This is a genomic window from Streptomyces sp. NPDC058000 (assembly GCF_042886435.1).
GTDB lineage: Bacteria > Actinomycetota > Actinomycetes > Streptomycetales > Streptomycetaceae > Streptomyces.
Genome location: NZ_JBHVQS010000029.1, coordinates 40,394 through 66,534, shown reverse-complemented (window position 1 = coordinate 66,534; position 26,141 = coordinate 40,394). Strand labels below are relative to the sequence as shown.

Annotated in this window: 19 protein-coding genes; 13 read left to right on the top strand and 6 right to left on the bottom strand. The window is 71.4% G+C overall.

The genetic code is table 11. The features are described 5' to 3' along the window. The first annotated feature begins 84 nt into the window (after positions 1–84). From lpdA to ACFVT2_RS25535, 5 genes are all read left to right on the top strand, one after another. Positions 85–1,473 carry a dihydrolipoyl dehydrogenase gene (gene lpdA, locus ACFVT2_RS25555; protein WP_390021647.1) on the top strand — a complete coding sequence of 463 codons (1,389 nt, stop codon included), beginning with the start codon at positions 85–87 and terminating at the stop codon, positions 1,471–1,473. 54 nt (positions 1,474–1,527) lie between these two features. After that, positions 1,528–3,294, top strand: coding sequence for a 2-oxoglutarate dehydrogenase, E2 component, dihydrolipoamide succinyltransferase (sucB, locus tag ACFVT2_RS25550; protein ID WP_390021645.1), 1,767 nt, complete (start codon positions 1,528–1,530; stop codon positions 3,292–3,294). A gap of 152 nt (positions 3,295–3,446) precedes the next feature. Continuing rightward, positions 3,447–4,070, top strand: a complete 624-nt coding sequence (locus tag ACFVT2_RS25545; protein WP_390021644.1) for a GntR family transcriptional regulator — start codon at positions 3,447–3,449, stop codon at positions 4,068–4,070. 314 nt (positions 4,071–4,384) lie between these two features. Further along, a complete protein-coding gene (gene aceE, locus ACFVT2_RS25540) occupies positions 4,385–7,060 on the top strand; it encodes a pyruvate dehydrogenase (acetyl-transferring), homodimeric type (protein ID WP_390021643.1) in 2,676 nt (891 codons plus the stop codon). A 186-nt stretch (positions 7,061–7,246) separates the two neighbouring features. Beyond that, a complete protein-coding gene (locus ACFVT2_RS25535; protein WP_390021642.1) occupies positions 7,247–8,374 on the top strand; it encodes a helix-turn-helix transcriptional regulator in 1,128 nt (375 codons plus the stop codon). Here ACFVT2_RS25535 and ACFVT2_RS25530 read toward each other — a convergent pair. Next, a complete protein-coding gene (locus ACFVT2_RS25530; RefSeq protein WP_390021697.1) occupies positions 8,338–9,282 on the bottom strand; it encodes an SDR family oxidoreductase in 945 nt (314 codons plus the stop codon). The genes ACFVT2_RS25535 and ACFVT2_RS25530 overlap by 37 nt on opposite strands. Before the next feature lie 234 nt (positions 9,283–9,516). Beyond that, entirely contained in the window at positions 9,517–11,427 is a 1,911-nt protein-coding gene (locus ACFVT2_RS25525; protein ID WP_390021640.1) for a hypothetical protein, read from the bottom strand. A 273-nt stretch (positions 11,428–11,700) separates the two neighbouring features. Here ACFVT2_RS25525 and ACFVT2_RS25520 point away from each other — a divergent pair, with 273 nt between their 5' ends. The 3 genes from ACFVT2_RS25520 to ACFVT2_RS25510 all read left to right on the top strand — a co-directional run bounded on the left by ACFVT2_RS25520 (position 11,701) and on the right by ACFVT2_RS25510 (position 14,885). After that, positions 11,701–12,219, top strand: coding sequence for a DUF4240 domain-containing protein (locus ACFVT2_RS25520; protein ID WP_390021639.1), 519 nt, complete (start codon positions 11,701–11,703; stop codon positions 12,217–12,219). 341 nt (positions 12,220–12,560) lie between these two features. Further along, on the top strand, positions 12,561–13,454 hold the full coding sequence (locus ACFVT2_RS25515; RefSeq protein WP_390021637.1) for a TIGR01777 family oxidoreductase: 894 nt from the start codon (positions 12,561–12,563) through the stop codon (positions 13,452–13,454). 174 nt (positions 13,455–13,628) lie between these two features. Continuing rightward, positions 13,629–14,885: an FAD-dependent oxidoreductase gene (locus ACFVT2_RS25510; RefSeq protein WP_390021636.1), complete on the top strand. Its 1,257-nt coding sequence runs from the start codon at positions 13,629–13,631 to the stop codon at positions 14,883–14,885. A 25-nt stretch (positions 14,886–14,910) separates the two neighbouring features. Here ACFVT2_RS25510 and ACFVT2_RS25505 read toward each other — a convergent pair whose 3' ends face one another. Next, positions 14,911–16,368 (bottom strand): regulator, encoded by a 1,458-nt coding sequence (locus ACFVT2_RS25505; RefSeq protein ID WP_390021635.1) that lies wholly within the window; start codon positions 16,366–16,368, stop codon positions 14,911–14,913. A gap of 311 nt (positions 16,369–16,679) precedes the next feature. Here ACFVT2_RS25505 and lipB point away from each other — a divergent pair, with 311 nt between their 5' ends. The 4 genes from lipB to ACFVT2_RS25485 all read left to right on the top strand — a co-directional run bounded on the left by lipB (position 16,680) and on the right by ACFVT2_RS25485 (position 19,766). Further along, positions 16,680–17,495, top strand: coding sequence for a lipoyl(octanoyl) transferase LipB (gene lipB, locus ACFVT2_RS25500; RefSeq protein ID WP_390021633.1), 816 nt, complete (start codon positions 16,680–16,682; stop codon positions 17,493–17,495). Positions 17,496–17,656: 161 nt separating this feature from the next. After that, positions 17,657–18,607: a lipoyl synthase gene (lipA, locus tag ACFVT2_RS25495; RefSeq protein ID WP_390021631.1), complete on the top strand. Its 951-nt coding sequence runs from the start codon at positions 17,657–17,659 to the stop codon at positions 18,605–18,607. Between the two features lie 222 nt (positions 18,608–18,829). Further along, positions 18,830–19,045, top strand: coding sequence for a hypothetical protein (locus ACFVT2_RS25490; protein WP_390021630.1), 216 nt, complete (start codon positions 18,830–18,832; stop codon positions 19,043–19,045). A gap of 10 nt (positions 19,046–19,055) precedes the next feature. Continuing rightward, a complete protein-coding gene (locus ACFVT2_RS25485; protein WP_390021628.1) occupies positions 19,056–19,766 on the top strand; it encodes a DUF4191 domain-containing protein in 711 nt (236 codons plus the stop codon). Positions 19,767–20,027: 261 nt separating this feature from the next. Here ACFVT2_RS25485 and ACFVT2_RS25480 read toward each other — a convergent pair whose 3' ends face one another. After that, positions 20,028–20,495, bottom strand: coding sequence for an RDD family protein (locus ACFVT2_RS25480; protein WP_180985483.1), 468 nt, complete (start codon positions 20,493–20,495; stop codon positions 20,028–20,030). A 292-nt stretch (positions 20,496–20,787) separates the two neighbouring features. Here ACFVT2_RS25480 and glnA point away from each other — a divergent pair, with 292 nt between their 5' ends. Next, positions 20,788–22,197: a type I glutamate--ammonia ligase gene (glnA, locus tag ACFVT2_RS25475; protein ID WP_390021626.1), complete on the top strand. Its 1,410-nt coding sequence runs from the start codon at positions 20,788–20,790 to the stop codon at positions 22,195–22,197. A gap of 126 nt (positions 22,198–22,323) precedes the next feature. Here glnA and ACFVT2_RS25470 read toward each other — a convergent pair whose 3' ends face one another. Together ACFVT2_RS25470 and ACFVT2_RS25465 are read right to left on the bottom strand one after the other, a co-directional pair. Beyond that, complete coding sequence (locus tag ACFVT2_RS25470) at positions 22,324–24,102, bottom strand: hypothetical protein (RefSeq protein WP_390021625.1); 1,779 nt, start codon at positions 24,100–24,102, stop codon at positions 22,324–22,326. An 85-nt stretch (positions 24,103–24,187) separates the two neighbouring features. Further along, a complete protein-coding gene (locus ACFVT2_RS25465) occupies positions 24,188–25,585 on the bottom strand; it encodes a hypothetical protein (protein WP_390021623.1) in 1,398 nt (465 codons plus the stop codon). Between the last annotated feature and the right edge of the window lie 556 nt (positions 25,586–26,141).

Here is a 26,141-nt window from a genome sequence, read left to right as displayed (position 1 = left end):
GGGCCGAGTTAAAGCGGCCGAACAACAGCCGCGGTCCGGTCATCGAAGACCGGCTCCGGCGCACCCATGCATGGAGGACGTGACGTGGCGAACGACGCCAGCACCGTTTTCGACCTAGTGATCCTCGGAGGCGGTAGCGGCGGTTACGCAGCTGCCCTGCGCGGGGCGCAGCTGGGCCTGGACGTCGCCCTGATCGAGAAGGGCAAGGTCGGCGGTACCTGCCTGCACAACGGCTGCATCCCCACGAAGGCTCTGCTGCACGCCGGTGAGATCGCGGACCAGGCTCGCGAAAGCGAGCAGTTCGGTGTCAAGGCCACTTTCGAGGGCATCGACATCGACGCGGTCCACAAGTACAAGGACGAGGTCATCTCGGGCCTGTACAAGGGCCTCCAGGGTCTGATCGCCTCCCGCAAGGTGACCTACATCGAGGGCGAGGGCCGGCTGTCCTCGCCGACCTCCGTCGCGGTCAACGGTCAGCAGGTCCAGGGCCGCCACGTCCTGCTCGCGACCGGCTCCGTGCCGAAGTCGCTCCCGGGCCTGGAGATCGACGGCAACCGCATCATCTCCTCCGACCACGCGCTGAAGCTCGACCGCGTCCCGAAGTCCGCGATCATCCTGGGCGGCGGCGTGATCGGCGTCGAGTTCGCCTCGGCGTGGAAGTCCTTCGGCACCGACGTCACCGTCATCGAGGGCCTCAAGCACCTCGTCCCGGTCGAGGACGAGAACAGCTCCAAGCTGCTGGAGCGGGCCTTCCGCAAGCGGGGCATCAAGTTCAACCTCGGCACCTTCTTCGACAAGGCCGAGTACACCGCCGACGGCGTCAAGGTCACCCTCGCCGACGGCAAGACCTTCGAGGCCGAGGTGCTGCTGGTCGCCATCGGCCGCGGCCCGGTCTCCGCCGGTCTGGGCTACGAGGACCAGGGCGTCGCGATGGACCGCGGCTACGTCCTGGTCGACGAGTACATGCAGACCAACGTGCCGACCATCTCGGCCGTCGGTGACCTCGTCCCGACCCTCCAGCTCGCGCACGTCGGCTTCGCCGAGGGCATGCTGGTGGCGGAGCGAGTGGCCGGCCAGAAGGTCGTCCCGATCGACTACGACGGCGTCCCGCGCGTCACGTACTGCCACCCCGAGGTCGCTTCGGTGGGCATCACCGAGGCCAAGGCCAAGGAGCTGTACGGCGCCGACAAGGTCGTGGCTCTGAAGTACAACCTTGCAGGCAACGGCAAGAGCAAGATCCTCAAGACCTCGGGCGAGATCAAGCTCGTCCAGGTCAAGGATGGTGCCGTGGTCGGCGTCCACATGGTCGGTGACCGTATGGGCGAGCAGGTCGGCGAGGCCCAGCTGGTCTACAACTGGGAGGCCCTGCCGGCCGAGGTTGCGCAGCTCATCCACGCGCACCCGACGCAGAACGAGGCGCTCGGCGAGGCCCACCTGGCCCTGGCCGGCAAGCCCCTCCACTCCCACGACTGACCCCCAGTCCCGGGCGCGACCACATCCGTACTTGCGATAGGAGCAACTGAAACCATGGCGGTTTCCGTAACCCTGCCGGCGCTCGGCGAGAGCGTCACCGAGGGCACCGTCACCCGCTGGCTGAAGGCCGAGGGCGAGCGCGTCGAGGCCGACGAGCCGCTGCTCGAGGTCTCCACCGACAAGGTTGACACCGAGATCCCGGCTCCGGCTTCCGGCGTGCTGGCCTCCATCAAGGTGGCCGAGGACGAGACCGTAGAGGTCGGCGCCGAGCTGGCCATCATCGACGACGGCACCGGCGCACCGTCCGGTGCGAGCACCGGCTCCACTGGAGCGGCTGCCGCCGCGCAGCCTGTAGCGGCGCCGGCCGCCGCCGAGGCTCCGGCCCCGGTCGCGCAGCCCGAGCCGGCTCCGGCCCCCGTGGCCGAGGCCCCCGCCGCCGCCCCCGCGGGCGCTGCCGAGGGCACTGACGTGGTCCTCCCGGCGCTCGGCGAGAGCGTCACCGAGGGCACCGTCACCCGCTGGCTGAAGGAGGTCGGCGAGGAGGTCTCGGAGGACGAGCCGCTTCTTGAGGTCTCCACCGACAAGGTCGACACCGAGATCCCGGCCCCGACCTCCGGCACCCTGCTGGAGATCCTCGTGGCCGAGGACGAGACCGCCGAGGTCGGCGCCAAGCTCGCGGTGATCGGCGTCAAGGGTGCGGCTCCGGCCGCTGCCCCGGCCCCGGCCGCCCCGGTCGCCGCCCCGGCGCCCGCTCCGGCCCCCGCGCCCGCCCCGGCGCCGGTCGCTGCTCCGGCTCCGGCCCCCGCGCCGACCCCGGCCCCCGCGCCGGCTCCGGCTCCGGCCCCGGTCGCCGCCCCCGTCACCCCCGCCCCGGCGGCCGGTGAGGCGGACGGCGCCTATGTCACCCCGCTGGTCCGCAAGCTCGCGGCGGAGAACGGTGTGAACCTCGCCACTGTCAAGGGCAGCGGCGTCGGCGGCCGGATCCGCAAGCAGGACGTCATCGCCGCTGCCGAGGCCCTCAAGGCCGCCGTGCCGGCTCCGGCCGCGCCGGCCGCCGCCCCGGCCAAGGCGGGCGCCCCGGTCATCGAGGCGTCGCCGCTGCGCGGTCAGACCGTCAAGATGCCGCGGATGCGCAAGGTCATCGGCGACAACATGATGAAGGCCCTGCACGGCCAGGCGCAGCTGACCTCCGTGGTCGAGGTGGACATCACCGCGATCATGCGGATGCGCAACAAGGCCAAGGACGCCTTCGCGCAGCGTGAGGGCGTCAAGCTCTCCCCGATGCCGTTCTTCGTCAAGGCCGCTGTCCAGGCGCTGAAGGCCCACCCGGTCGTCAACGCCCGGATCAACGAGGACGAGGGCACCATCACCTACTTCGACACCGAGAACGTCGGTATCGCGGTGGATGCGGAGAAGGGCCTGATGACCCCGGTCATCAAGGGCGCGGGCGACCTGAACATCGCCGGCATCGCCCGTAAGACGGCGGAGCTGGCGGGCAAGGTCCGCGGCAACAAGATCACCCCGGACGAGCTGTCCGGCGCGACCTTCACCATCAGCAACACCGGTTCGCGCGGCGCCCTGTTCGACACGGTGATCGTGCCCCCGAACCAGGTCGGCATCCTGGGCATCGGTGCCACCGTCAAGCGCCCGGTGGTCATCAACCACCCGGACCTCGGCGAGACCATCGCGGTGCGCGACATGACCTACCTCGCGCTCTCCTACGACCACCGTCTGGTGGACGGCGCCGACGCGGCCCGTTACCTGACCACGGTCAAGCAGATCCTGGAGGCCGCGGAGTTCGAGACCGAGATCGGTCTCTGACTCCGACTCCCGTCAGGGAAGCGGTAGTTGTGCACAGGGGTCGGCCCCGGCTCGTTCCGACGAGCCGGGGCCGGCCCTTTTGCGTGCCCACGTCCGGCGATAATGGCCCCGCACCACGCCTCGCGGCCCCACCCGCTCTGAAGGAGCACCTCATGACCCCGCCCGTCGTCCACTCGCTGCGCGAACAGATCCGCGAGCACATCCTGGAGGGGATCGTCAGCGGCCGCTGGCAGCCGGGCGAGCGGATCGTGGAACGGCGGATCGCGGTGGAGCTGGAGGTCAGCCAGACGCCGGTACGGGAGGCGCTGCGGGAGCTGGAGTCGCTCCAGCTGATCGAGTCGGCGCCGAACAAGGGCGTCCGGGTGCGGAACCTCACCGCCGACGACCTCAAGGAGAGCTACCCGGTCCGGGCCGGGCTGGAGCAGGTGGCCGCGGAGCTGGCGGCGGAGCGGCTGGCGGAGGACACCGCGGCGCTGGAGCGCGAGGTGGCGGCGCTGCGGGAGGCGGACGCGGTGGGCGACGGCGAGGCGCAGGTGCGGCACACGGTGGCCTTCCACCGGGAGGTCGTCCGGGCGGCCGGGAACGCCGTGCTGCTGCACACCTGGGAGTCGCTGGGCGTGGAGGTCTGGACGACGCTGTCGATCCGCTGGTTCAGCCCGGAGCCGCGGTCGCACGCCCAGGACCATCAGGAGCTGGTGGACGCGTTCCGGCGGCGCGATCCGCGGATCGGCGCGCTGTTGAAGGCGCACGTGCTGAGCTGCGCGCCGCGGGTCTAGCGGGCGTACCGGACGGCGGTCGGGCGGCCTCGCGGAGCGTTCCGCGGGGCCGCTTCGCCGTGCCGGGCGGAGGCATGCGGAGGAATTGATTCCGGGGCGTGCCGAGGGAACTCCGGGGCGTAACGGAGGGAGACTCCGGAGCTGGCACGCGGTGCCCTGGATTGCGGCACCCCGTGCCGACCTGCGGTTTTTCCTCCGTCCGGCGTTGATCGATCATCGATCAGAGAGTTATCGTCAATGACTGGGGCGCGACACCCCTGCCTGCCGAATGCCTGCCGAACTCGCATTCCCACCCGTCCGGAAAGGGGCCACCCATGCCCGACCCCGTGCGCCTGCCGTACAGCCAGCTCGACCAACTCCCGGACCGCGACCCCGAGGAGACGGCCGAGTGGCGCGAGTCGCTGGACGCCGTCGCCAAGGCAGCGGGCCCGCATCGCGCCGCATACCTGATGCGCCGCGCCCTGGAGCACACCGCCCACACCGAAGGCACCGACCTGCCCTCGCTGCTGGAGACGGACTACGTCAACACCATCCCGACCTCCGCCGAGCCCGCGTTCCCGGGTGACGAGGCGCTGGAGGCCCGGATCACCGCCTGGAACCGCTGGAACGCCGCCGCCATGGTCACCCGCGGCTCCAAGCTCGGCCTGGGCGGCCACATCGCCACCTTCGCCTCGGCGGCCTGGCTCTACGAGACCGGCTTCCAGCACTTCTTCCGCGGCAAGGAGGGCGACGGCTCCGGCGACCAGCTCTACATCCAGGGCCACGCCTCCCCCGGCATCTACGCCCGCGCCTTCCTCGAAGGCCGGCTCACCGAGGAGCAGCTCGACCACTTCCGCCAGGAGGCCGGCGGCGAGGGCCTGCCCTCGTACCCGCACCCGCGGCGCCTCCCCTGGCTGTGGGAGTTCCCCACCGTCTCCATGGGCCTCGGCCCGCTCTCCGCGATCTACCAGGCGCGCTTCAACCGCTACCTGGAGCACCGCGAGATCAAGGACACCAGCAACTCGCACGTCTGGGCCTTCCTCGGTGACGGCGAGATGGACGAGCCGGAGTCGACCGCCGCACTGGCCCTGGCCGGCCGCGAGGGCCTGGACAACCTGACCTTCGTCATCAACTGCAACCTCCAGCGCCTGGACGGCCCGGTCCGCCCGAACTTCAAGATCGTGCAGGAGCTGGAGGCGCAGTTCCGCGCCGCCGGCTGGAACGTCGTCAAGGCCCTGTGGGGCCAGGCGTGGGACGAGATCTTCGCGCTCGACGCCGACGGCGCGGTGATCCAGCGCCTCCGTGAGACGCCGGACGCGCAGTTCCAGACCTACGCCACCCGGGACGCCGCCTACCTGCGCGAGCACTTCTTCGGCGCCAACGACGCCCTCAAGGCGATCGGCGCGCAGCTCTCCGACGCCAAGCTGCTGGAGCTGTTCCAGACCTCCCGCGCCGGCCACGAGCCGCGCAAGGTGTACGCCGCGTACCAGGCCGCCGCCGAGCACAAGGGCGCGCCGACGGTGATCCTGGCGCAGACCGTCAAGGGCTACACCCTCGGCACGGGCTTCGAGTCCCGCAACGCCAACCACCAGATGAAGAAGCTGACGATGGCGGAGTTCCGCACCATGCGGGACCTGCTCGAACTCCCCATCCCGGACAGCGCGCTGGAAGGCGACCTGGTGCCGTACTGGCGCCCGGCCGAGGACTCCCCGGAGATGCAGTACCTGCGCACCCGGCGCGCCGCCCTCGACGGCCCGGCCCCGGCCCGCCAGGTCGTGGCCAGGCCGCTGCCGATGCCCGCCGACAAGACCTTCGACGCGCTGAAGAAGGGCTCCGGCAGCCAGGAGATCGCCACCACCATGGCGTTCGTCCGGCTGATCAAGGACCTGATGCGGGACAAGGAGACCGGCAAGCGCTGGGTCCCGATCGTCCCGGACGAGGCCCGCACCTTCGGCATGGAGTCGCTCTTCCCGACCGCCGGCCTCTACTCCCCCAAGGGCGCGACCTACGACCCGGTCGACCGGGACCAGCTGCTCTGGTACAAGGAGGCCAAGAACGGCCAGATCCTCAACGAGGGCATCACCGAGGCCGGTTCGCTGGCCGACTTCACCGCCGCCGCGACGTCGTACGCGACGCACGGCGAGCCGATGATCCCCTTCTACATCTTCTATTCGATGTTCGGCTGGCAGCGCACCGCCGACCAGTTCTGGGCGCTCGCCGACCAGTTGGGCCGCGGCTTCGTGATCGGCGCCACCGCCGGCCGGACGACGATGACCGGTGAGGGCCTCCAGCACGCCGACGGCCACTCGCACCTGATCGCCTCGACCAACCCCGCGGCGCTCTCGTACGACCCGGCGTTCGCCTACGAGGTGGCGGTGATCGTCAAGGACGGTCTGCGCCGGATGTACGGTCCGGACGCCGAGGACGTCTTCTACTACCTGACGGTCTACAACGAGACCAAGGTGCAGCCGGCGATGCCGGAGGGCGTCGAGGAGGGCATCCTCAAGGGCCTCTACCGCTTCAAGGAAGCCACCACCATCGAGGGCGCCGAGGTCCCGCGGCTCCAGCTGCTGGCCTCCGGCACCGCGATCCACTGGATCCTGGAGGCGCAGCAACTGCTCGCCGCCGACTGGGGCGTGGCGGCGGACGTATGGTCCGCGCCGTCCTGGACGGAGCTCCGCCGCGACGCCCTGGAGTGCGACGCGGCCCGCCTGGAGGGCGAGGACCGGGTTCCTTACGTCACCCGTGCGCTGGCCGGTGCGCCCGGCCCGGTCGTCGCGGTGAGCGACTGGATGCGGGCGGTTCCGGACCAGATCGCGCCGTGGGTCGAGCAGGACTGGACCTCCATCGGGACGGACGGCTTCGGCCTGTCCGACACCCGGGACGCGGCCCGCCGCCACTTCGGCGTCGACCCGCAGTCGGTGGTCGTCCAGGCGCTGGCGGCCCTCGCCCGGCGCGGGGACGTCAAGCCGGAGACCGTCAAGGAGGCCCGGGAGCGCTACGGGCTGTGACACCGGGCCCTCGACGGTGCGTGCACCGCGGGGCCCCTGGGACGCGGGCGGCCTCGGCCGACACCGGGCGCCGCCCGCCCACAAACTCCCGTGCGAAGATCACCCACCGCGCCCGGGGTCTTCGCACGGGATCCTTCCGTCCCGCTTCCGCGGGGCGTTGTCAGTGCCGCCCCGCATGATGGATCCATGCGTGCCGCACGGCTGATCAAGATGGTGTTGCTGCTCCAGTCCCGGCCGTCGATGACGGCCGGTGAGCTGGCGCGGGAGCTGGAGGTCTCGGAGCGCACGGTCGCCCGGGACGTGCTGTCGCTCTCGGAGGCCGGAGTGCCGGTCTACGCCGACCGCGGCCGGTCCGGGGGCTACCGCCTGATAGGCGGGTACCGCACCCGGCTGACCGGGCTCGGTCGCAGCGAGGCGGAGGCGCTCTTCCTGTCCGGAGTGCCCTCCGCGCTGCGCGAGATGGGCCTGGCCGACGTCGCGTCCGCGGCCCGGCTGAAGGTCTCCGCCGCGCTGCTGCCGGAGCTGCGGGACGCCGCGTCGGGCGCCGCCCAACGGTTCCACCTGGACGCGCCGCGCTGGTACCACGATCCCCAGACGCCCGAGCTGCTGCCGGTGCTCGCCGACGCGGTGTGGGACGACCGCCGGCTGACGGTCCGCTATCTCCGCCGGGACCGTGCGGTGGTCCGGGAGTTGGAGCCGTACGGTCTCGTGCTGAAGGCGGGCGTCTGGTATCTGGCGGCCCGGGCGGCACCGGAGCACCCCGAGGCGCCGCCCGCCGCGGCGGTGGCCGGTCCGGCGGGACCGGCCGACGGTGACGGGGAGCGGACCGGCTTCCGGGTCTACCGCGTCGACCGCTTCACCGCGGCGGAGCCGACCCTCCCGTCCGCGGGCCCACGGAGCGTCCCGGCCGCCGGGGACGCGGCGGGCGCCGGGCGCTTCGTCCGCGACCCGGAGTTCGACCTGCCGGCGTTCTGGGCCGAGCGGGCCGCGCAGTTCCGGCGGTCGCTGCTGCGCGAGGAGGTGGTGGTCCGGCTCTCCCCGCCCGGGGTCCGGCAGTTGCCCCACGTCACCGAGCCGGCCGCGGCCCGGGAGGCCGTCGAGCGGGCGAGGGCCGAGGGCGCGCCGGACGAGCGGGGGTGGCTGACGGTCACCCTGGCCGTGGAGTCCGAGGAGGTCGCCTACGCCCAACTGCTGGGCCTCGGCCCGGAGTGCGAGGTGCGCTCGCCCCCCGGGCTGCGGGAGCGGTTCGCGGCGGCCGCCCGCCGCGCCGCCGCGCTCTACTCCCCGGCGGAGGAGGGAGCCGCCTCGCGGTAGTCATCGGGACCGGCGTCCTTGCCGCCACTCACCACGTCCGCGAAGTAGCCGAAGCAGTCGGGCCGGGTGCCGTCCGCGTCCGTGAAGTCGTACTCCTTCGCCAGCTGGCCGCTGGAGAGCGACCGGCCGGTCCAGCGCGCCTTGTCCGGGTCGGCGGCCAGGGCCCGCACCGCGCGGCCGATGAGGGCCGGGGATTCGGCGATGGCGAAGTGCGGTTCCCGGGCGATCGCGTCGCGCCAGGTCTCCTCGGTGACGCCGAAGTGGTCCAGCATCTCCTCGGACCGCAGGAAGCCCGGGGTGAGCGAGACCGCCGTGCCGCCGTACTCCGCCAGTTCGCCGGCGAGTCCGAAGGCGATCCGGTGCGGGACGTTCTTGGTGACGTCGAAGCAGAGGCTGTCGCGGTAGGTGCGGTTGAACTCGGCGGTGCCGTCGGTGACCTCGACGACCAGCCCGCCGGGCCGCCGGATCAGCAACGGCAGCGCGAAGTGGTGGGTGATGATGTGGGTGTCGACGCCGAGCCGGAACATCCGCAGCCCGCCGGCCAGGTCCAGGTCCCACACCTTGGTGTCGAACTGGATCAGGCGGTCGCCGCCCCAGACGCTGTTCACCAGGACGTCCAACCGTCCCTGCTCCCGGTCGATGCGCGCGATCAGCTCCTCGACCTGGTCCGGCACCAGATGGTCGGTGGGCACCGCAACCCCGGTGCCGCCCGCCGCGGTCACCCGCTCCGCCGTCCCCTCGATGGTCTCCGAGGGCCGCCCGACCTCGCTGACCGCGTCCCGGGTCGTGCGACCGGTGACGTAGACCACCGCGCCGGCCCGGCCCAGTTCCACCGCCATCGCCCGGCCCGCGCCCCGGGTGGCCCCGGCGACCAGCGCCACCCGGCCGGTCAGATCACCCCCGGGCATCCGCCCGCCGGGCGCCGCGGCCGCCGTCCGCCCGTCCGTCGCCTGCCCCGTCGCGTTCTCTTGCGCCGTCACGTGTCGCTCCTCGCTGCTGTCTTCCGTGCGGTCGTACACGGCGACCCTGACAGCCAATCCCGACACCTTCTGTCGGGATTCAACGACCGTTGCCGGCTTCCCCCGCGAACCCGTCCGCGGACCTTCGGACGGGGCCGGCGGGGCCGACAGGGCTGTTCACGGTTACGGCCGCAGCGCCCGCAGGCTACGGCCGTCCCGCAGCCGCCCCTCGACCTGCGCCGAGGCGGTCGGTGTGGCCGGTACCGCCAGCGTCGCCGCCTCGGCACCGGCCCGTACCCCACCGGTCACGTCGATCCCGGCCACCTCGCTGCTGCCCGCCGCGAGCAGGTACCACTTCCCGGACTTCGCCTGCCAGTGGACGTCGCCGAGCACATGCCGGCCGAACGGGCTGCACACCGCGGTGCCGACGGCCCGGCCGGCGATCCGCCCCGGGTCGACCGGCCCGGCGGCGGGCGGCTGGAACTGCACCACGGCCCGGCCGGGTCCGCGCCAGGTGTCGGCCCGGTTGCACACCCAGGTCGCGGTGCCGCCGCCCTCCGGGAGGTCCTGCCGGGCGTAGGCCCAGTTGTTGACGGACCGTACGCCGGTGCCGCGCAGCGACCGCAGGGTGCACGCGGTGCGCGCCCAACTGTGCAGGGCGGATGCGCCGGTCGCCTCGCCCGGGCCGCCCGGACCGCCCGCGGCGGGCGACGGCAGGTACGTCAGGTGCACCGGCGCCAGGTCACCGAGGTCGGTGACCAGGAAGGAGCGCCGGTCGTCGATCCGCGGCGAGGAGCGGAATTCGGTCGCCGGCCAGTGCCCGCAGGTGGCGCCGTCCGCGGGCGGGATCGGGATGCGGTCGGTGACGCCGTCCGGGGCCAGGTGCAGCCCGTGCGGCGGGGCGTCCGGGGCGAGCAGGTCCCGTACGGCGACGTCGGAGACCCAGGGGGCGATCAGATACCGCAGCCAGCCGTTTCCGCGGCCGATGACCAGCCCGCCGGCGGTGGTGAGGTCGGCGTTGTCGACCCGGGCGAAGTGCAGGGTGGGCGTGGCCCCTTCGGGTTCGGCGTAGCGCACCAGCCGCTCGCCGTCGTAGAAGACCACCACCATGACGTTGTCGATCAGGCCCGCGTACAGCAGCCGGGGCGGGGCGGCGGGCGGGCGGGCGGAGGTGTCCGCCGCGGCGACGATCCGGGTGCCGGCGGGCGGGGCGGCCCAGACCCGCAGCGCCCGCGCCAGCAGTTGCCGGTCGCCGGCCTGGCGGCCGCGCGGCGGCCAGGCGGTGAAGTCCACCCGGGAGGCCTCCGCCCACTGCTCGTGGGGCGCCCGCAGCAGCCGGCCGGGGTCGAGGGCCTGCTGGGCGGCGGTGGGGACGGGCCCGGTCGAGCCGTCCGGGGATCCGCCGACGGGCAGTGCCACCACGACCGCCCCGACCGCCAGTACCGCCGCCAGCACCGCGGTGGCCCGCACCCGCTGCCGGCGGCGCAGCAGGTCCGTCGGCCGGGCCTGGACCGTGCAGGGGTCGAACTCCCCGGAGTTCAGCAGCGCCGCGGCCCCGGCCCCGGTCCGCCGGTCCAGCTGGCCGGCCGCCCGTTGTGCCGCGTCGGGGTCGGCGACCCCGGCCCGCACCAGGACGGCGCGCGCCGCGTCCGCGTCCAGCCCCTCCAGGTGCCACAGTCCCAGGGCGGCCCGCACTGTGGCCGGGACCGCCGACAGGGCCTGGTCCAGGGCGAGTTCGTCGGCACCGCCGGCGCGCGGGAAGAGCCGTAGCCCCCAGACGAACGGCACCGTCGGCAGCAGGACCGCGGGGCGCTGCCGCTCCTCGTAGGCCAGCGCCAGTTCCACCGTGCGCTGGCGGACCAAGTCGTAGCCGGCGCCGGTGTCCGGGCCGCGCTGGGCGGGCAGCGCACCGGCCGGTCGGCGCGGCCCGCGCCACGGCAGCGCCCGCTGCACCAGGCCGTGCGCGGTGAGGACCTTGCGGTGGCGGCCCATCGACGGGGGCAGGACGAGATAGGCGAGGCGGACCAGCCGCGGGTAGTGCTCGACGAGGGCCGCCTCGGCGCGTTCGACCTCGGCCCGGGTTCGTTCGTCCATGGGCATGGCGGGATGCGCCCTTCACGGAGTGGGAGTGCGGTGGGGAATACGGGATGGGGGTGCGGTGGGGGGATGCAGGGTGGGGGTGCGGTGGGGAGATGCAGTTGGCTCTGCGCTGCCGTCGTTGCATGCCGCACAACGAGGAAATCCCGACGCGGTCACCCGCCGGGCCACCACTCCTGACGCCCCGGCGCACCGGCCCGGGGAGCGCCCCGCCGCATCCGGGGCACTCCGCGTGCGGGCCGCGGCGGCAGGACGGATGCTGGAGCGGTGATGGACGAGACGGAGTTCTGGGAGCTGGTCGACGGCTCCCGCACGGCCGCCGCGGGTGACCCCGAGGAACAGGCCGATGCGCTGGTCGAGCGGCTGCTCGGGCTCGACCCGGAGCGCATCATCGACTTCGCCCGCCACTTCGAGGCCCGCTACAACCGGGCGTACACCTGGGACCTGTGGGCCGCCGCCGCACTGATGCTGGACGGCGCGAGCGACGACGCCTTCGACTTCTTCCGCTGCTGGCTGATCGGCCAGGGCCGGCACGTCTTCGAGGGCGCGCTGCACGACCCGGACCAGCTGGCCCGTCTGCTGCACGACTTCGACGAGGAGACCGACGGCGACGCCGAGGAGCTGGGTTACGCGGCCGACGAGGCGTACGAGCAGCTGACCGGCACCGTCATGCCCGACCTGGGCCTGCGCCCGGCCCCGCCGGAACCGCTCGGCACCTACCTCGACCTCGACGACGACGCGACCCTGGCCGAACGCTTCCCGCAGCTGTGGGACCGCTTCCGCGGCTAGGGCCTGTCCGGTGGATCAGGGTCGGATAGGCCGCGGCGTCTGGCGCGGTGCATCGCAAGGCGCTGGAGCGGCCTGATAGCGGAGCTATTAGGGCGTTTCGGCAACGCGGCGAGGTGCCGTGCCAGACGCCGCGGACCCGGCCATGATCCACCGGACAGGCCCTAGGGCCGGTCCGACCCTGATCCACCGGACCGGCCCGTAAGGCCCGTCCGGTCGTGAACTCCCCCGGGCCGGGCGGCGGCAGGGCCTGGGCTCGTCCGTGCGGTCGGGTCGGCGTTCTGCCGACCGGCTCACCCGGGCCGTTCCCCGGCGGTGCCCCGGATTGCGGGCAGGATGGCCCCATGCGGATCGCGATCACCGGCTCGACCGGACTCATCGGCACGGCGCTCGTCCGGAACCTTCGCGCGGACGGCCATGACGTCGTCCGGCTCGTCCGCCGGCAGCCGGCGGCGGCCGACGAGGTGACCTGGGACCCCAAGGGGCGGCGGCTGGACCCGGCGGCCCTGGCCGGCTGCGAGGCGGTGGTGCACCTCGCCGGGGCGGGCGTCGCCGACCACCGCTGGACCCCCGCGTACAAGCAGGAGCTCCGCGACAGCCGGGTGCTGGGCACCCGGACGCTGGCCACCGCGCTGGCCGCGATGGACGTCCCCCCGCGGGTCTTCGTCTCGGGCAGCGCGATCGGCTACTACGGCGACACCGGGGACCGGCGCACCGACGAGGACGCGCCGGCCGGTGCGGGCTTCCTGCCGGAGCTGTGCGTGGCGTGGGAGGACGCCGCGACGCCCGCCCAGGACGCCGGAATCCGGACCGTCCTCGCCCGGACCGGTCTGGTCGTGGCGCGTTCCGGGGGCGCCTGGGGACGGCTCTTCCCGCTCTTCCGGCTGGGGCTGGGCGGCCGGCTCGGCGACGGCGGCCAGTACTGGAGCTTCATCTCGCTGCGGGACCACATCGCGGCGCTCCGCCACCTGCTGGCCACCGAGGAGGTGTCCGGGCCGGTCAACCTCACCGCGCCGGAGCCGGTCACCAACCGCGAGGCGACGGCGGTGATGGGTCACCTCCTGCGCCGCCCCACGCTGTGCACCGTGCCGGCGCCGGTGCTGCGGATCGTCCTCGGAGAGTTCGCGGGGGATGTGCTGGGCAGTCAGCGGATCGTGCCGCGGCGGCTGCTGGATTCCGGTTTCGGCTTCGCGCATCCGCGGATCGGCGACGCGGTGCGCGCCGCACTGGCGTCGTAGGGCGCCGCGGGCCGGAGCGGGGCGCGGGGGCGCTCCGACGCGCCCCCAGGGCGCCCCTGTCGGCCGGGCCGCGGCGCTCCCTACGGTCCTCGGACACATCACTGGGCATCCCGGACGGCCGCACCGGGCATGAGAACCGTGCGCTGCCGCTGGGACCGACCTCGGGAGGGGCATGTGCTGCGCTCCGCTTCGGCCGTCGACGTCGTCATCGTGGGGGCCGGGCCGGCCGGCCTCGCCGCCGCCCGCCATCTGACCGGGGCAGGGCTCGCGGTCACCGTCCTGGAGGCCGCGGCACGGGTCGGCGGCCGGTCCGTCACGGACGAGGTGGACGGCTTCCGCCTGGACCGCTGCGGCCGCCCGCTGGCGGTCTCCCCGGTCGCGCTGCGCCGCACGCCCGGCCTGGGCGAGTTGGCGCTACGTCCGTTCGCGGCCGGGGTGAGCCTGCACAACGGCCAGCGGGCCCAGCGCATCAGTCCGCTGCGGTGCACGAGGGGCGCACTCTCCGCAGCGCGCGCCCTCACGCGCGCCGACCGTCGTACGGAGCGGACCGCCGACCGTCCGGTCAGTGACGCCCTGGCCGGCCGCCCGGCGTTCCCGCCGCGCACCCACGACACCTTCCTGCGGCCGCTGTTGGGCGCGCTGCTCTGCGATCCGCGGCTGCACGGCTCCAGTCGGGGCGCCGCGCAGGTGCTGCGGGCCTTCGCGGAGGGGCGGCTGGCGCTCCCGGCGGGCGGTGCCTCGGCCGTTCCGGAGCTGCTGGCGGCCGGTCTGCCGCCGGGCACGGTCCGGACGTCCGTGGAGGTCACGGCCGTCGACACCAACGGGGTCGGCACCCGCGAACACGGCCGGATACCGTGCCGGGCGGTGCTGGTGGCGACCGGCGCGCGGGACGCCGTCGAACTGCTGCCGGGGCTGCGCCGGCCCGCCTTCCACCCGGTCACCGTGCTGCACCACACCGCCGACGCCCCCGCCGGCACCCGCGGCGGCCCCGGCCGGGACACCGCCCTGATCCTGCCGACCGAGGGCCCCATCGGCTTCAGCTACCTCGCCGGCGCGATCGACCCGTCCCGCACCCCGCCCGGCCGCCCGCTGGTCACCACCGTCGCCCTCGGCCCCGCCGCCGCGCTACCACTGGACGTCCTCGACAAGACCGTCCGGCCGCAGCTGGACCGGATCTACGGGGTGCGGACCGACGACTGGCAACTGCTGACCGGCCATCACGACCCGTACGCGGTGCCCGCGATGGCCACCCCACACGATCCGCAGCGCACCGTACGGGTGTTGGCCGGGCTCTACGTGTGCGGCGACCATCGCGACACCAGCACGCTCCAGGGGGCGCTGCGCTCCGGCCACCGGGCCGCCCGCGCGCTGCTCCAGGACTTCGGCCTGCCGGCCCGCCCGGAACCGGACGCCGTCCGGGCCGCGGCGTAACCGGGCCCCGACGGCCGACCGCCCGTCACCCCAGCGCCGCCACCCGCTCCCGATAGCCGCGCACCGCCGCCGCGTCCCGGTACGGCTCCAGCCGCCGCTCGAAGTCCCGGACGTACTCGTGGGCCCGGACGGAGCGCATCTCGGACGCCTGGAGGGCCGCCTCGGCGCCGAGCGTGCACGCCTGCTCCAGTTCGCCCAGGCCCAGCCGTGCGGTCGCCAGCACCACCCGGCAGAACAACCGGCTGCGGGCGAATCCGGCGGCGCGCAGCTGGAGCGAGCGCTCGGCGTGCTGGGAGGCCGCGCGGTACTGCTGGAGATCGCGGTGGCAGTGCGCGAGTTCGTCGGCGAGCTGGGCCTCGTCGAAGAAGCGCGCCCAGTAGGGGGTGTCGTCCCCGGGCCGGGCGCTCTCCAGGGCCCGTTCGGCGCGGGCCAGCGCGGCCGTGCAGGCCCGGACCTCGCTCAGGACGCCGTGGCCGCGCGCCTCGGCGGCGTGCAGCAGCGCCTGCACGGTGGGCGGCAGGCTGCTGCCGACGCCCTGTTGGGCGACCCGGGCCAGCTGGACGGCCTCCCTGCCGTGCCCCAGATAGACCGCCTGCCGGCTCATCGTCACCAGGACATAGGCGCCGTACCCCCGGTCCCCGGCGGCCTGGGAGAGCCGCAGCGCCTGCACGAAGTACCGCTGCGCCAGCCCGTGCGCGGCGATGTCGTACGAGGTCCAGCCGGCCAGCCGGGTCAGGTCGGCGGCGGCCGCGAACAGCCGGCGGCCGATCGCCTCCCCGTAGGTGCCGCGGAGCATCGGCTCGGCCTCGTGCTCCAGGTAGCGCACCAGGGCCTGGCGGGCGTGGCCGCCGCCGTAGGCGTGGTCCAGGGCGCGGAACAGCTCTCCGACGGACCGCAGCGCCGCGATGTCACCGGAGGTGACGCGGCCGCCCTGGGTGCGGTCGACGCGCTCGGTCTGGCGCTGCCGGGGCACCGACGTCCGGCCGCCCTGGGCCGGGACCCGCTCGCCGGCGTCGCCGGGCAGCTCGCCGTGCGCGACGCGTTCGTCGGGGCGGCCGATCAGCCAGTCCCGGCTGGGCACCACCAGCCCGGCCGGGGTGAAGGCGATCTTGCGGAGCTCGGCGTGGCTACCGGAGTCCTTGCGCCACAGCCCGCTGACGATGTCCACCGCCTCGGCGGGGGTCGAGGCGAATTCGAGCCCGGCGTACACCGGCGCGCAGGCGTCCAGGCCGAGGTCCTGGGCGGACAGCCGGCGCCCCAGCCGGCGGGTGAAGACCTCCGCGATCAGTGCGGGGGTGGTGCCTCTGGGCTGCTGGCCGCGCAGCCAGCGCGTCACGGACGTCTTGTCGTAGCGCAGGTCGAGGCCGTGCTCGATGCCGAGTTGATCAACCCGTCTGGCCAGCCCTGCGTTGGAGAAGCCCGCCTCGGCGATGAGCGCGGCGAGCTGGCGGTTGGGCGTGTGGTGCGGGGGTCGTTCCGTCATCAGCTTTACCGGTCTCCTGCCTTCCGGGCCGGGCCGCCGGCTCGCTGACCCTGTCCGGCATGCTCTTCGCCCTTGTGGAACGGCGTGAATGTAACGGCCTTCAGCGCCTTTCTCCCGGCTTGCGCCCCGCGTTCATCCGATCGTGTGAGCACGTCACAGGCACGTCGGGGGCCGTGCGGCGCACCGGCCCCCTGCGGGGAGCGCATACGGCGGCCGTACAGTGGCATGGGCGCGATGTGGCATCAGAAGTGCTTCGCGAGAGGCATCAAACGTCGCAACGAACTGCGACAAAGGTTCGAAGAGGAGCTGCCGTGACTGCGATCTCTCGGGGGGAGACCCCCGTACCCGAGGGGCTGCGCTTTGTGCACCTGGGCTTCGGGGCGGACGCCGTCGAGTACGAGCCGGCGTGGCAGGAACAGCGCCGCATCCACGCCGCCCGGTTCGCCGACGAGGTCCCCGACACGTGCCTGCTCCTGGAGCACCAGGCGGTCTACACGGCAGGGCGGCGCACCTCCGACGACGAACGCCCGCTGGACGGCACCCCGGTCGTCGACGTGGACCGCGGCGGGAAGATCACCTGGCACGGCCCCGGCCAGCTGGTCGGCTACCCCATCCAGAAGCTGCCGCGCCCGGTCGACGTGGTCGCGCACGTCCGCCGGCTGGAGGAGGCCCTGATCGCCGTCTGCGCCGAGTTCGGCATCGAGGGCACCCGGGTCGAGGGCCGCAGCGGCGTGTGGGTCCTGGGCGACCCGTTGGAGCGGCGGCCGGCCCTGGGCGGCCTCCAGCTCGACTTCGACCCGCGGACCGCGGACGAGCTCTTCGACCCGCGGCTGAACGGCCCCGAGTACGCACCGTCCAACGCCGGCCAGCGCGGTGAGGACCGCAAGCTCGCCGCGATCGGCATCCGCGTCGCCAAGGGTGTCACCATGCACGGCTTCGCACTCAACGTGAACCCGGACACCACCTCGTTCGACAAGATCGTGCCGTGCGGCATCCGGGACGCCGGGGTCGCCTCGCTCTCCGGCGAGCTGGGCCGCGAGGTCACCATCGCCGAGGTCCTGCCGGTGATCGAGAAGCACCTGCGGGCCGTCCTGGAGCACGCCGAGCTCCTCCCCCGGGCGGTCTGAGGACCGCGCCCCGGCGCACCATCCGCCCCGCGCGTCCCACCGTGCGGGAATGCCGCCCTCCCCTCCGAGGTTGGCCAGCACGACCCGCACGTGGAAATACGTGCGAATTGACGGGCGTACCCTGGGGTACGCCGAAGAATCGAAGTTGTTAGGGAGCCGACGTGTCCGCAGTCGCACCCGACGGACGCAAAATGCTGCGCCTGGAGGTCCGCAACAGCCAGACCCCCATCGAGCGCAAGCCCGAGTGGATCAAGACCCGGGCGAAAATGGGTCCCGAGTACAACCACCTCCAGGGCCTGGTCAAGAGCGAGGGTCTGCACACGGTCTGCCAGGAGGCAGGCTGTCCCAACATCTTTGAATGCTGGGAGGACCGCGAGGCGACCTTCCTCATCGGTGGCGACCAGTGCACCCGCCGTTGCGACTTCTGCCAGATCGACACCGGCAAGCCGCAGGCGCTTGACCGGGACGAACCGCGCCGGGTCGCCGAGTCGGTGCAGACCATGGGTCTGAAGTACGCCACGATCACCGGCGTCGCCCGCGACGACCTGGAGGACGGCGGCGCCTGGCTCTACGCCGAGACCGTCCGCCAGATCCACGCCGCGATGCCCGACACCGGTGTGGAACTGCTGATCCCCGACTTCAACGCGGTCCCCGAGCAGCTCGCCGAGGTCTTCTCCTCGCGCCCCGAGGTGCTGGCCCACAACGTCGAGACGGTTCCGCGGATCTTCAAGCGGATCCGCCCCGGCTTCCGCTACGAGCGGTCGCTGGAGGTCATCACCAAGTCCCGCGAGGCCGGCCTGGTCACCAAGTCCAACCTGATCCTGGGCATGGGCGAGACCCGCGAGGAGATCAGCCAGGCACTCCAGGACCTGCACGACGCGGGCTGCGAGCTGATCACGATCACCCAGTACCTGCGCCCCTCCGTGCGGCACCACCCCATCGAGCGCTGGGTCAAGCCCGCCGAGTTCGTGGAGCTCAAGGAGGAGGCCGACGAGATCGGCTACGCCGGCGTCATGTCCGGCCCGCTGGTCCGCTCCTCCTACCGCGCCGGCCGCCTCTACCAGCAGGCCGTCGAACGACGCGAGGTCGAGGCGGCCAGTCAGGCGGTTTGACGCGCCCGGCGCGCCATCTTGTGAATCGTGGCACATGCTGAGAAACGCGGCCCCGCACTCCCCCAGGCTGGAGGGCGTGGGGGCCGCGTCAACGTTTCATAGGTGTTTGACCGGCAGGTCATCCGTTGGTAACACCGTTCAGTGACGATGGATGTACGCACCGCTCGATACCTCCCACCCGTACCCCCTGCTCGTTCCGTTCGTTCGAGGGAGACCGCCACCATGGAGGCCGCGCCGCTCCGCGCCACCCCCCGCCCCATCCCCTCCGTCACCGGTGCCCTGCGGGCCATCGAGGCCGTGTTGCTGCGCAGCGGCCAGCGCACCGCCCGCCGCAACGCCTGGACGTCGGTCCTGGAGGACCGCCGCCGCGCCAAGGACCGGTACGACGCCGAGTACGTCCTGGAGGCCGCGGCCACCCGACGTCCGCACGCCACGTAAACTTCGCTGTATGGCGAGGAAGGCAAACGCAACCGGCGCTGGCGGCGCTGAGAACCCTGGGCGGCTGAAGCAGATCGCCCTGACCTACAAGATGACCCGTCGGGTCGATTCCAAGGTCGGTCTTGTCGTCGCTGGCACAGGAATCGTCGTCTTCGGCGTACTCCTCGCCATCGGCTTCCTGATCGGCCACCCCGTCTACGCGGGCGTCCTGGGCTTCGTCCTGGCGTTCCTCGCGATGGCGATCATCTTCGGCCGGCGTGCCGAGAAGGCGGCGTTCGGACAGATGGAGGGCCAGCCCGGTGCGGCGGCCGCCGTTCTGGAGAACGTCGGCCGCGGCTGGACGGTGACCCCCGCGGTCGCCATGAACCGCAGCCAGGACGTGGTGCACCGCGCCGTCGGCAAGGCCGGCATCGTCCTGGTCGGTGAGGGCAACCCGAACCGTCTGCGCGGTCTGCTGGGCGCCGAGAAGAAGCGCATGGCGCGCACCGTCGCGGACGCCCCGGTGCACGACATCATCGTCGGCGACGGCGAGGACCAGGTTCCGCTCAAGAAACTGCGGACCCACCTGCTGAAGCTCCCGCGCGTCCTCCCCGGCCCCCAGGTGACGGCCACCAACGACCGCCTGCGTGCGCTCGGCGACCTGATGAGCAACATGCCGGTACCGAAGGGCCCGATGCCCAAGGGCATGCGGATGCCCAAGGGCGGCGGCAAGGCGCGCTGACCCCTCCACGGCCGGCCGGCAGCAGCTGCCCGGCCGGTACCTCCAACAACGTGTGACGCCCCGAGGCCGAGCCTCGGGGCGTCACACGTTGTTCGGGGCGTCACGTGTTGTCGTTGTCAGGGGCGGTCGTTCCGGTCCGGGCAACCGACTCGGAGCGGACCGATCAGTCCAACCGACCCTGCGCGGACGAGGCGCGGCGGCGGGGTCACACCGCACAGGTCACGACGCGCAGGTCACACCGCACAGGTCACGACGGACGGATCAGATCCGCACCTGGACCGAGCGGCTGAGCCGGTCGTGCAGCCCCCGGCCGTCGCGGTCCCAGATCGCCGCGGGGATGACCAGCACCAGCAGCAGCGTCCGCAGCACCACCCGCGGCAGGGTGATCCGGCCGCCGCCCTCGGCGACCACCCGCAGCCCCACCAGCCGCTTGCCGGGGGTGCAGCCGACGGTGCCGACGGTCAGCACGCTCAGCACCGCGAACACCGCCAGCGCCCAGTTGCTCGCCGACTGTGCCTTGCCGCCGCTGAGCAGCCCGTAGGCGATGAGCAGGCACAGCGCCCAGTCGATGAAGAGCGCGCCGAAGCGGCGACCGACCCGCGCGATCGAGCCCGGGCCTTCCTCGGGCAGCCCGAGCTGCTGCCCGCGGTAGCCGAAGTCGACGCCCATGTCCTCGGCTGCCGCCCGGGGCCCGGAGATCCACGATCCGATTGCTTGCCTGTTGTCCACCCGTCCACGGTACTGCGACCGCATACGTTCCTCGGGTGGTGGGTTCCCGGACCCGGATTTCCGACCGCTTCCCGCCACTCCCCGGGGCCGGCGGAGGCCCCTCCCGCGCCCGTCCCCGCAGGCGCACACTGGGGGTGAGCCCAACAGCGTGCCGGTTAACCTCGGCGAAACAAATGGGTCATGCTTGGGAAATCCCGCCTGCCTATGGTCGGGCGAGCGCGCCCCGCACTTGGCCGCGCTCCGAGTCGCAACCCCGCGTCCGCCGAGCGGTGACCGGGCTAGGAGGAGTTGGATGTTCCAGAACGCCGACGACGCGAAGAAGTTCATCGCGGATGAGGACGTGAAGTTCGTCGACGTCCGTTTCTGCGACCTGCCGGGCGTGATGCAGCACTTCACGATCCCCGCTACGGCGTTCGACCCGGACGAGGAGTTGGCGTTCGACGGTTCGTCGATCCGCGGCTTCCAGGCGATCCACGAGTCCGACATGGCCCTGCGCCCGGACCTGTCGACGGCCCGCCTCGACCCGTTCCGCCAGGAAAAGCACCTCAACATCAACTTCTTCATCCACGACCCGATCACGGGCGAGCAGTACAGCCGCGACCCGCGCAACATCGCCAAGAAGGCCGAGGCGTACCTCGCCTCCACCGGCATCGCGGACACCGCGTACTTCGGTCCCGAGGCGGAGTTCTACGTCTTCGACTCGGTCCGCTTCGAGACCTCCGCGAACCAGGGCTTCTACCACATCGATTCCGAGGCCGGCGCCTGGAACACCGGTGCCCTGGAGGACAACCGCGGCTACAAGGTCCGTTACAAGGGCGGCTACTTCCCGGCCCCGCCGGTCGACCACTTCGCCGACCTGCGCGCCGAGATCTCCCTGGAGCTGGAGAAGTCCGGCCTCCAGGTCGAGCGCCAGCACCACGAGGTCGGCACCGCCGGCCAGGCCGAGATCAACTACAAGTTCAACACGCTGCTCGCCGCGGCCGACGACCTGATGCTGTTCAAGTACATCGTCAAGAACGTCGCCTGGCGCAACGGCAAGACCGCCACCTTCATGCCCAAGCCGATCTTCGGCGACAACGGCTCCGGCATGCACGTCCACCAGTCGCTGTGGCAGGGCGGCCTGCCGCTCTTCTACGACGAGCAGGGCTACGCGGGCCTCTCGGACACCGCCCGCTACTACATCGGCGGCATCCTCAAGCACGCCCCGTCGCTGCTGGCGTTCACCAACCCCACCGTGAACTCCTACCACCGCCTGGTCCCCGGCTTCGAGGCCCCGGTCAACCTGGTCTACTCGCAGCGCAACCGCTCGGCCGCCATGCGCATCCCGATCACGGGCTCCAACCCGAAGGCCAAGCGCGTCGAGTTCCGCGCCCCGGACCCGTCGTCCAACCCCTACCTCGCCTTCTCGGCCCTCCTCCTCGCCGGCCTCGACGGCGTCAAGAACAAGATCGAGCCGGCCGAGCCGATCGACAAGGACCTCTACGAGCTCGCCCCGGAGGAGCACGCCGGCGTCCCCCAGGTCCCGACCTCCCTCCCCGCGGTCCTCCACGCCCTCGAAGACGACAACGAGTACCTCCAGCAGGGCGGCGTCTTCACCTCCGACCTGATCGAGACCTGGATCGACTACAAGCGCACCAACGAGATCGCCCCGATCCAGCTCCGCCCGCACCCGCACGAGTTCGAGCTGTACTTCGACATCTAGAAGTAAAGCTCGAACTCGGCGGGTAGTTGGCCGAAGGACTCCCCGAGCGTCTGCCTCCAGCAGGTCCTGCTGGAGGCAGACGCTCGATCTGCTCGTAGGGGCACTGGGCTGCCGACGCCTGCGGAGTCAGTCTCCCTCCGCCATTGCCCACCACGGATCGTATTCGCGCACGAGCGGCTGGGTAGCTGGATGGTGGCGCAATCCGTGAGGCCCTGAAACGGGGGCTTCGGGCATGTCGATAAGCCAGTCCAGCACGGCATCGGACTGCATGTCCGGGTGTTCCAAGTCGTCGATCAAGGCATCAGGACCACGGCAATCGTACGGCTGTGGCAGCGTGAAACCAGCTTCGACAGCATCGCGGACAATCTCTTCGCAGATCGCGCGCCACCGTCCCTGGCCCCACCAATGACACGTGTAGGTTGTCGAGCCCCCGATCGTCATCAGCCTCAAAGTGGTATCCGGACCAAGAAGTTCGCTGTCGAGGCGTTGCCATTTACGGATCTGGTCACGCACCGTCGACTGCACCTCCGGCCATCCGTCGCCGAACAGGGAGGAGACAGTCCGACCATTGGGGAGTTCCCAGTCCGTATCAGTCAATGACTGCTCGATCCCGTCCCAGTCGATACCTTCGTACGGGCAGACATGAGGCAGCACCGCGCGAGTCACCGCAATGTTCACTCGAGCCATCAGCACGTCCGAGGGAAGATGGTGAGCCTCCACAGCCGTTTCATTGCGCCAGCACCAGGCCGCGATACCCAGAGCCGCCGCATCGGGCACCGGATCCGGGTGCACGTTGCGGCCCGCCATACCGACAACCCAGCGCAGATAGGTGCTGAGATCGGGGTGCTGTACAGCTTCCTTGACGACGTCTGCAACCGGGATCTTCCGGTAGGAGGCTGCCGGGCTGAAGAGGGACAGCAGCGATTCTGCTTCGAACGCCTCCGCGGCTTCTGGATCAGCCCCCTCCACCACACGGACGCGAGTTGCATCGAGCAATCCCAACGCGCCGGCTTGATGTTGGACCACCGTGACCGCCTCGTCGCCCTGGAGGGTGACCGTGAGTTCGACCTCTTCATCGAGTGCGGAAAAAGACTCCGGGAAATCGCCGCATACGTCTTCATAGGGAAGAAATCGGAGCCGGCTTTCACGCGGGTAGTACTCGATGTCCAGCGCGGCGCTGGTACGCCACAGCGTGGCGAAGAGCATCGGGCCAGTTTCGGCATCCCAGTCCGAATCGTATTCGTCCGGGACCTCCCAGCCAGCCCAGTCGAGCGGGCCGAGCACTTCCATGAGCCGGTCTACGTACTCGCCCCACTGTTCGGTGTCCGGGCGACCCGCTTGCCTCTCGGGTGCTGCTGCCTCCTGGCTTCCCAGCTGGCCGATGAGAGCTGCCGTACGTCTGCTGAAGAGCGATTCGGCCGACTCGCCTTCCTCCGGGGTGACACCGGTGACGCTGTTGAGATACGCCGTATCGTCTGCCAGTTCCTGCTTGCGGCAGCGTGCGCACAAGTATCTGTACGGCTTGCCCCACTTGGCGGAGTAGCGCGTTAGTGAGCGACTCTGTCGGCAGTCACGACACGGCCCATAGCCCTTCTTGGGCCACCACAGCCACCAGTCGCCGTCGTAGTCGCCTGGCGAGGGCGCCATCCCGCGGCCCAGTAGCGCGTCGGCAAGTGCCTCCAGGCTGCCGCCGTTCCTGAGAGGCATCTTTGCGTGCAACTGGTCATGCGCCGCGAGCAGTTCATCGTCCGTGACCGCCTCTCCTCCCTGTAAGCGGCGCCGCACGGATACCGCTGCGGCGAGTGCTTGGACGGCGGGATCATCCCGCCGAAGTGACTGCCTGCTGCTTTCGACGACGGCCATCGCCTTGTCGACATCGGCTTCAGTGATTCCAGTGCTCCCCATGCTCCAGAGCTTACGAGCGACCTCCGACAGGGCTTTGAGTCAGTCTCCAGCGTGGTATCACCAGCGCGGACATTCCGGGTCTGGTTCACGGAGCACATCGTTTGTCTCTTTCCGGGAGAATACGCAAAGCCATGACAGTGCCGTCCTCACCGAAGGAGACCGCGCCCCACTTCGGAGCGGTCGCACCATTCGGCAGCGTGGGGCGGAGCTTGTATGCGCGGCGCCGGTACGCCTCGACCTTCCCTTCAACCAGAAGCTGATACAGGTCCTCTGCCATCCCTGAGAACGCCTCGACGCGGGTCCTGTTCAACCTGAAGACCTGGTCAGTACCGAAGAAGCGGGTCGCGCCGAAGCAGTGCTCTGCGTCCCGGACGCTGGATGATCCTGCGAATGTTCGCTGTTCGTAGTGCTTGCGACCCTGATCGCTGGTCAAGTACTGAGCGATCTCCATGCCGGCGCCGGCGAATGCCAGTTGGCCCGCGGCACCGGTTCGGGCAAGTACCTGACCGAACCATGCGCGATCTTTTCGTGGAATGAGGAAGCCGTCGTGGAAGCCTTCCTCGCCAGCGCGGGCAGGCACCCTCACAGCGTTGGCATACGGAGGGTTCCTCTTCGACGGCACTGCGTCCGCACTATCGCGTCCTGTGACCGATCGCTCAGGTAACAGCCCCTGGCCCGGTGCCTGCAGAGCGTGGACTGTGGTGCCCTCCTTGGCCAGCAGCTCGGTGGACATCAAGAGGCAGGGTGTGGTGTTCCACTCGGCGAGGTGGAAATGTTCAGCGCGCTCACTGGCCCTGGCCAGTTGCTTGAAGGCTGAGCGGTCGGTCTTCCCCGTGCGCTTGGTCGTCTTCTGGTGATTTCCATTGGCCGTCACCACGAAGAGCCGGGACGGTTCGCCGGGCTTCCATGCCTCGATGAAGAAGTCAGGCCGTGGTCGAGCGCCCAGGGAAGGCCGCGGGCCGGAGCGCGCGAATCCAGCCAGCAGCACCGACTCGGCGTCGACAGTCGAGACCAGGTGATCCGGGAAGCGGGCCCGCACCGTGCGCTCTGCGATTGCCAACCCCAGCGCTCGTCCCAACTCCCGGGCCTGCATCCCCCTGTAGGAGAGTTCTGGGTTCTGCCCCTCCTCGGTGAGAGCCAGGTAGCCACTGGCACCGGCTCCCAGGGCCTGGCAGTACTTCAGGGCCTGCCAGTGCTCGGCCAAGCCTCTTCCGCGCCCATGACGAGCCAAGGTGGCGGCTCGTGCGAAGACGCCGAGCAACTCCCAAGGCGTGGTAGCGAGATCGTTCTGTTCGGCCGTCTGTAGCGGTTCCAGCCCGGGCTTACGAGGAACTCGTTCCTCCTCGCCTCGCTCGCGTGCACGTTTGCGGGCGATGGCTGTGGCTGCCCTGTCGGTGTCCATCACCAGCGAGGCTGTCGAATTGACGCGTACGGGGATCTGGTGACGCAGTAGTGCGAGGATGCTTTCCGCAGGTACTGACATGGTGTGTCACGTTATGGAGGGGAGAGCGGGCGCACGCAAGTGCGCATGGGCGCTCAGGGGTCTCCCGGTAGGCGGACTGCTACTCGGATGGTGCCCCTCCGGTCCGCAGCCCCCGGCGGGTGCACAGTGTGCACCCGTTGTGCACCAGGCCCGTCATCAAGGTCACATATTCGCAGGTCAGAATGGCTTCCGTGCTGTACTTCGACATCTAGAAAGTAAAGTTCGAACTCGGCGTGCAGTAGCCGAGAGCCTTCGAGTGGTTGCTTCCGTCCGTCATCGATGGAAGCAACCACTCATCGCGTTTTCCACAGGTCGAAGTTCGCCTCGAGCGACAAAGCGCGCCGTGATGTCAGTCGGTAGCGGCACGGAAGACCACACCGGCACGCGCCAGGGACCGAGCCGGAACGCCAGCGAACGAGCCGGACGGGGGAACGCGGTCAAAAGTGCGATCGGAACGGGTGGAGAACTTCCGAGTGCACATCTCCGAGTGCACATCACTGGGAGTCGGTCACGCAGGGACGCGTCCGGGGCCCAGCCGTCAGCGCGCGTGGCGTCC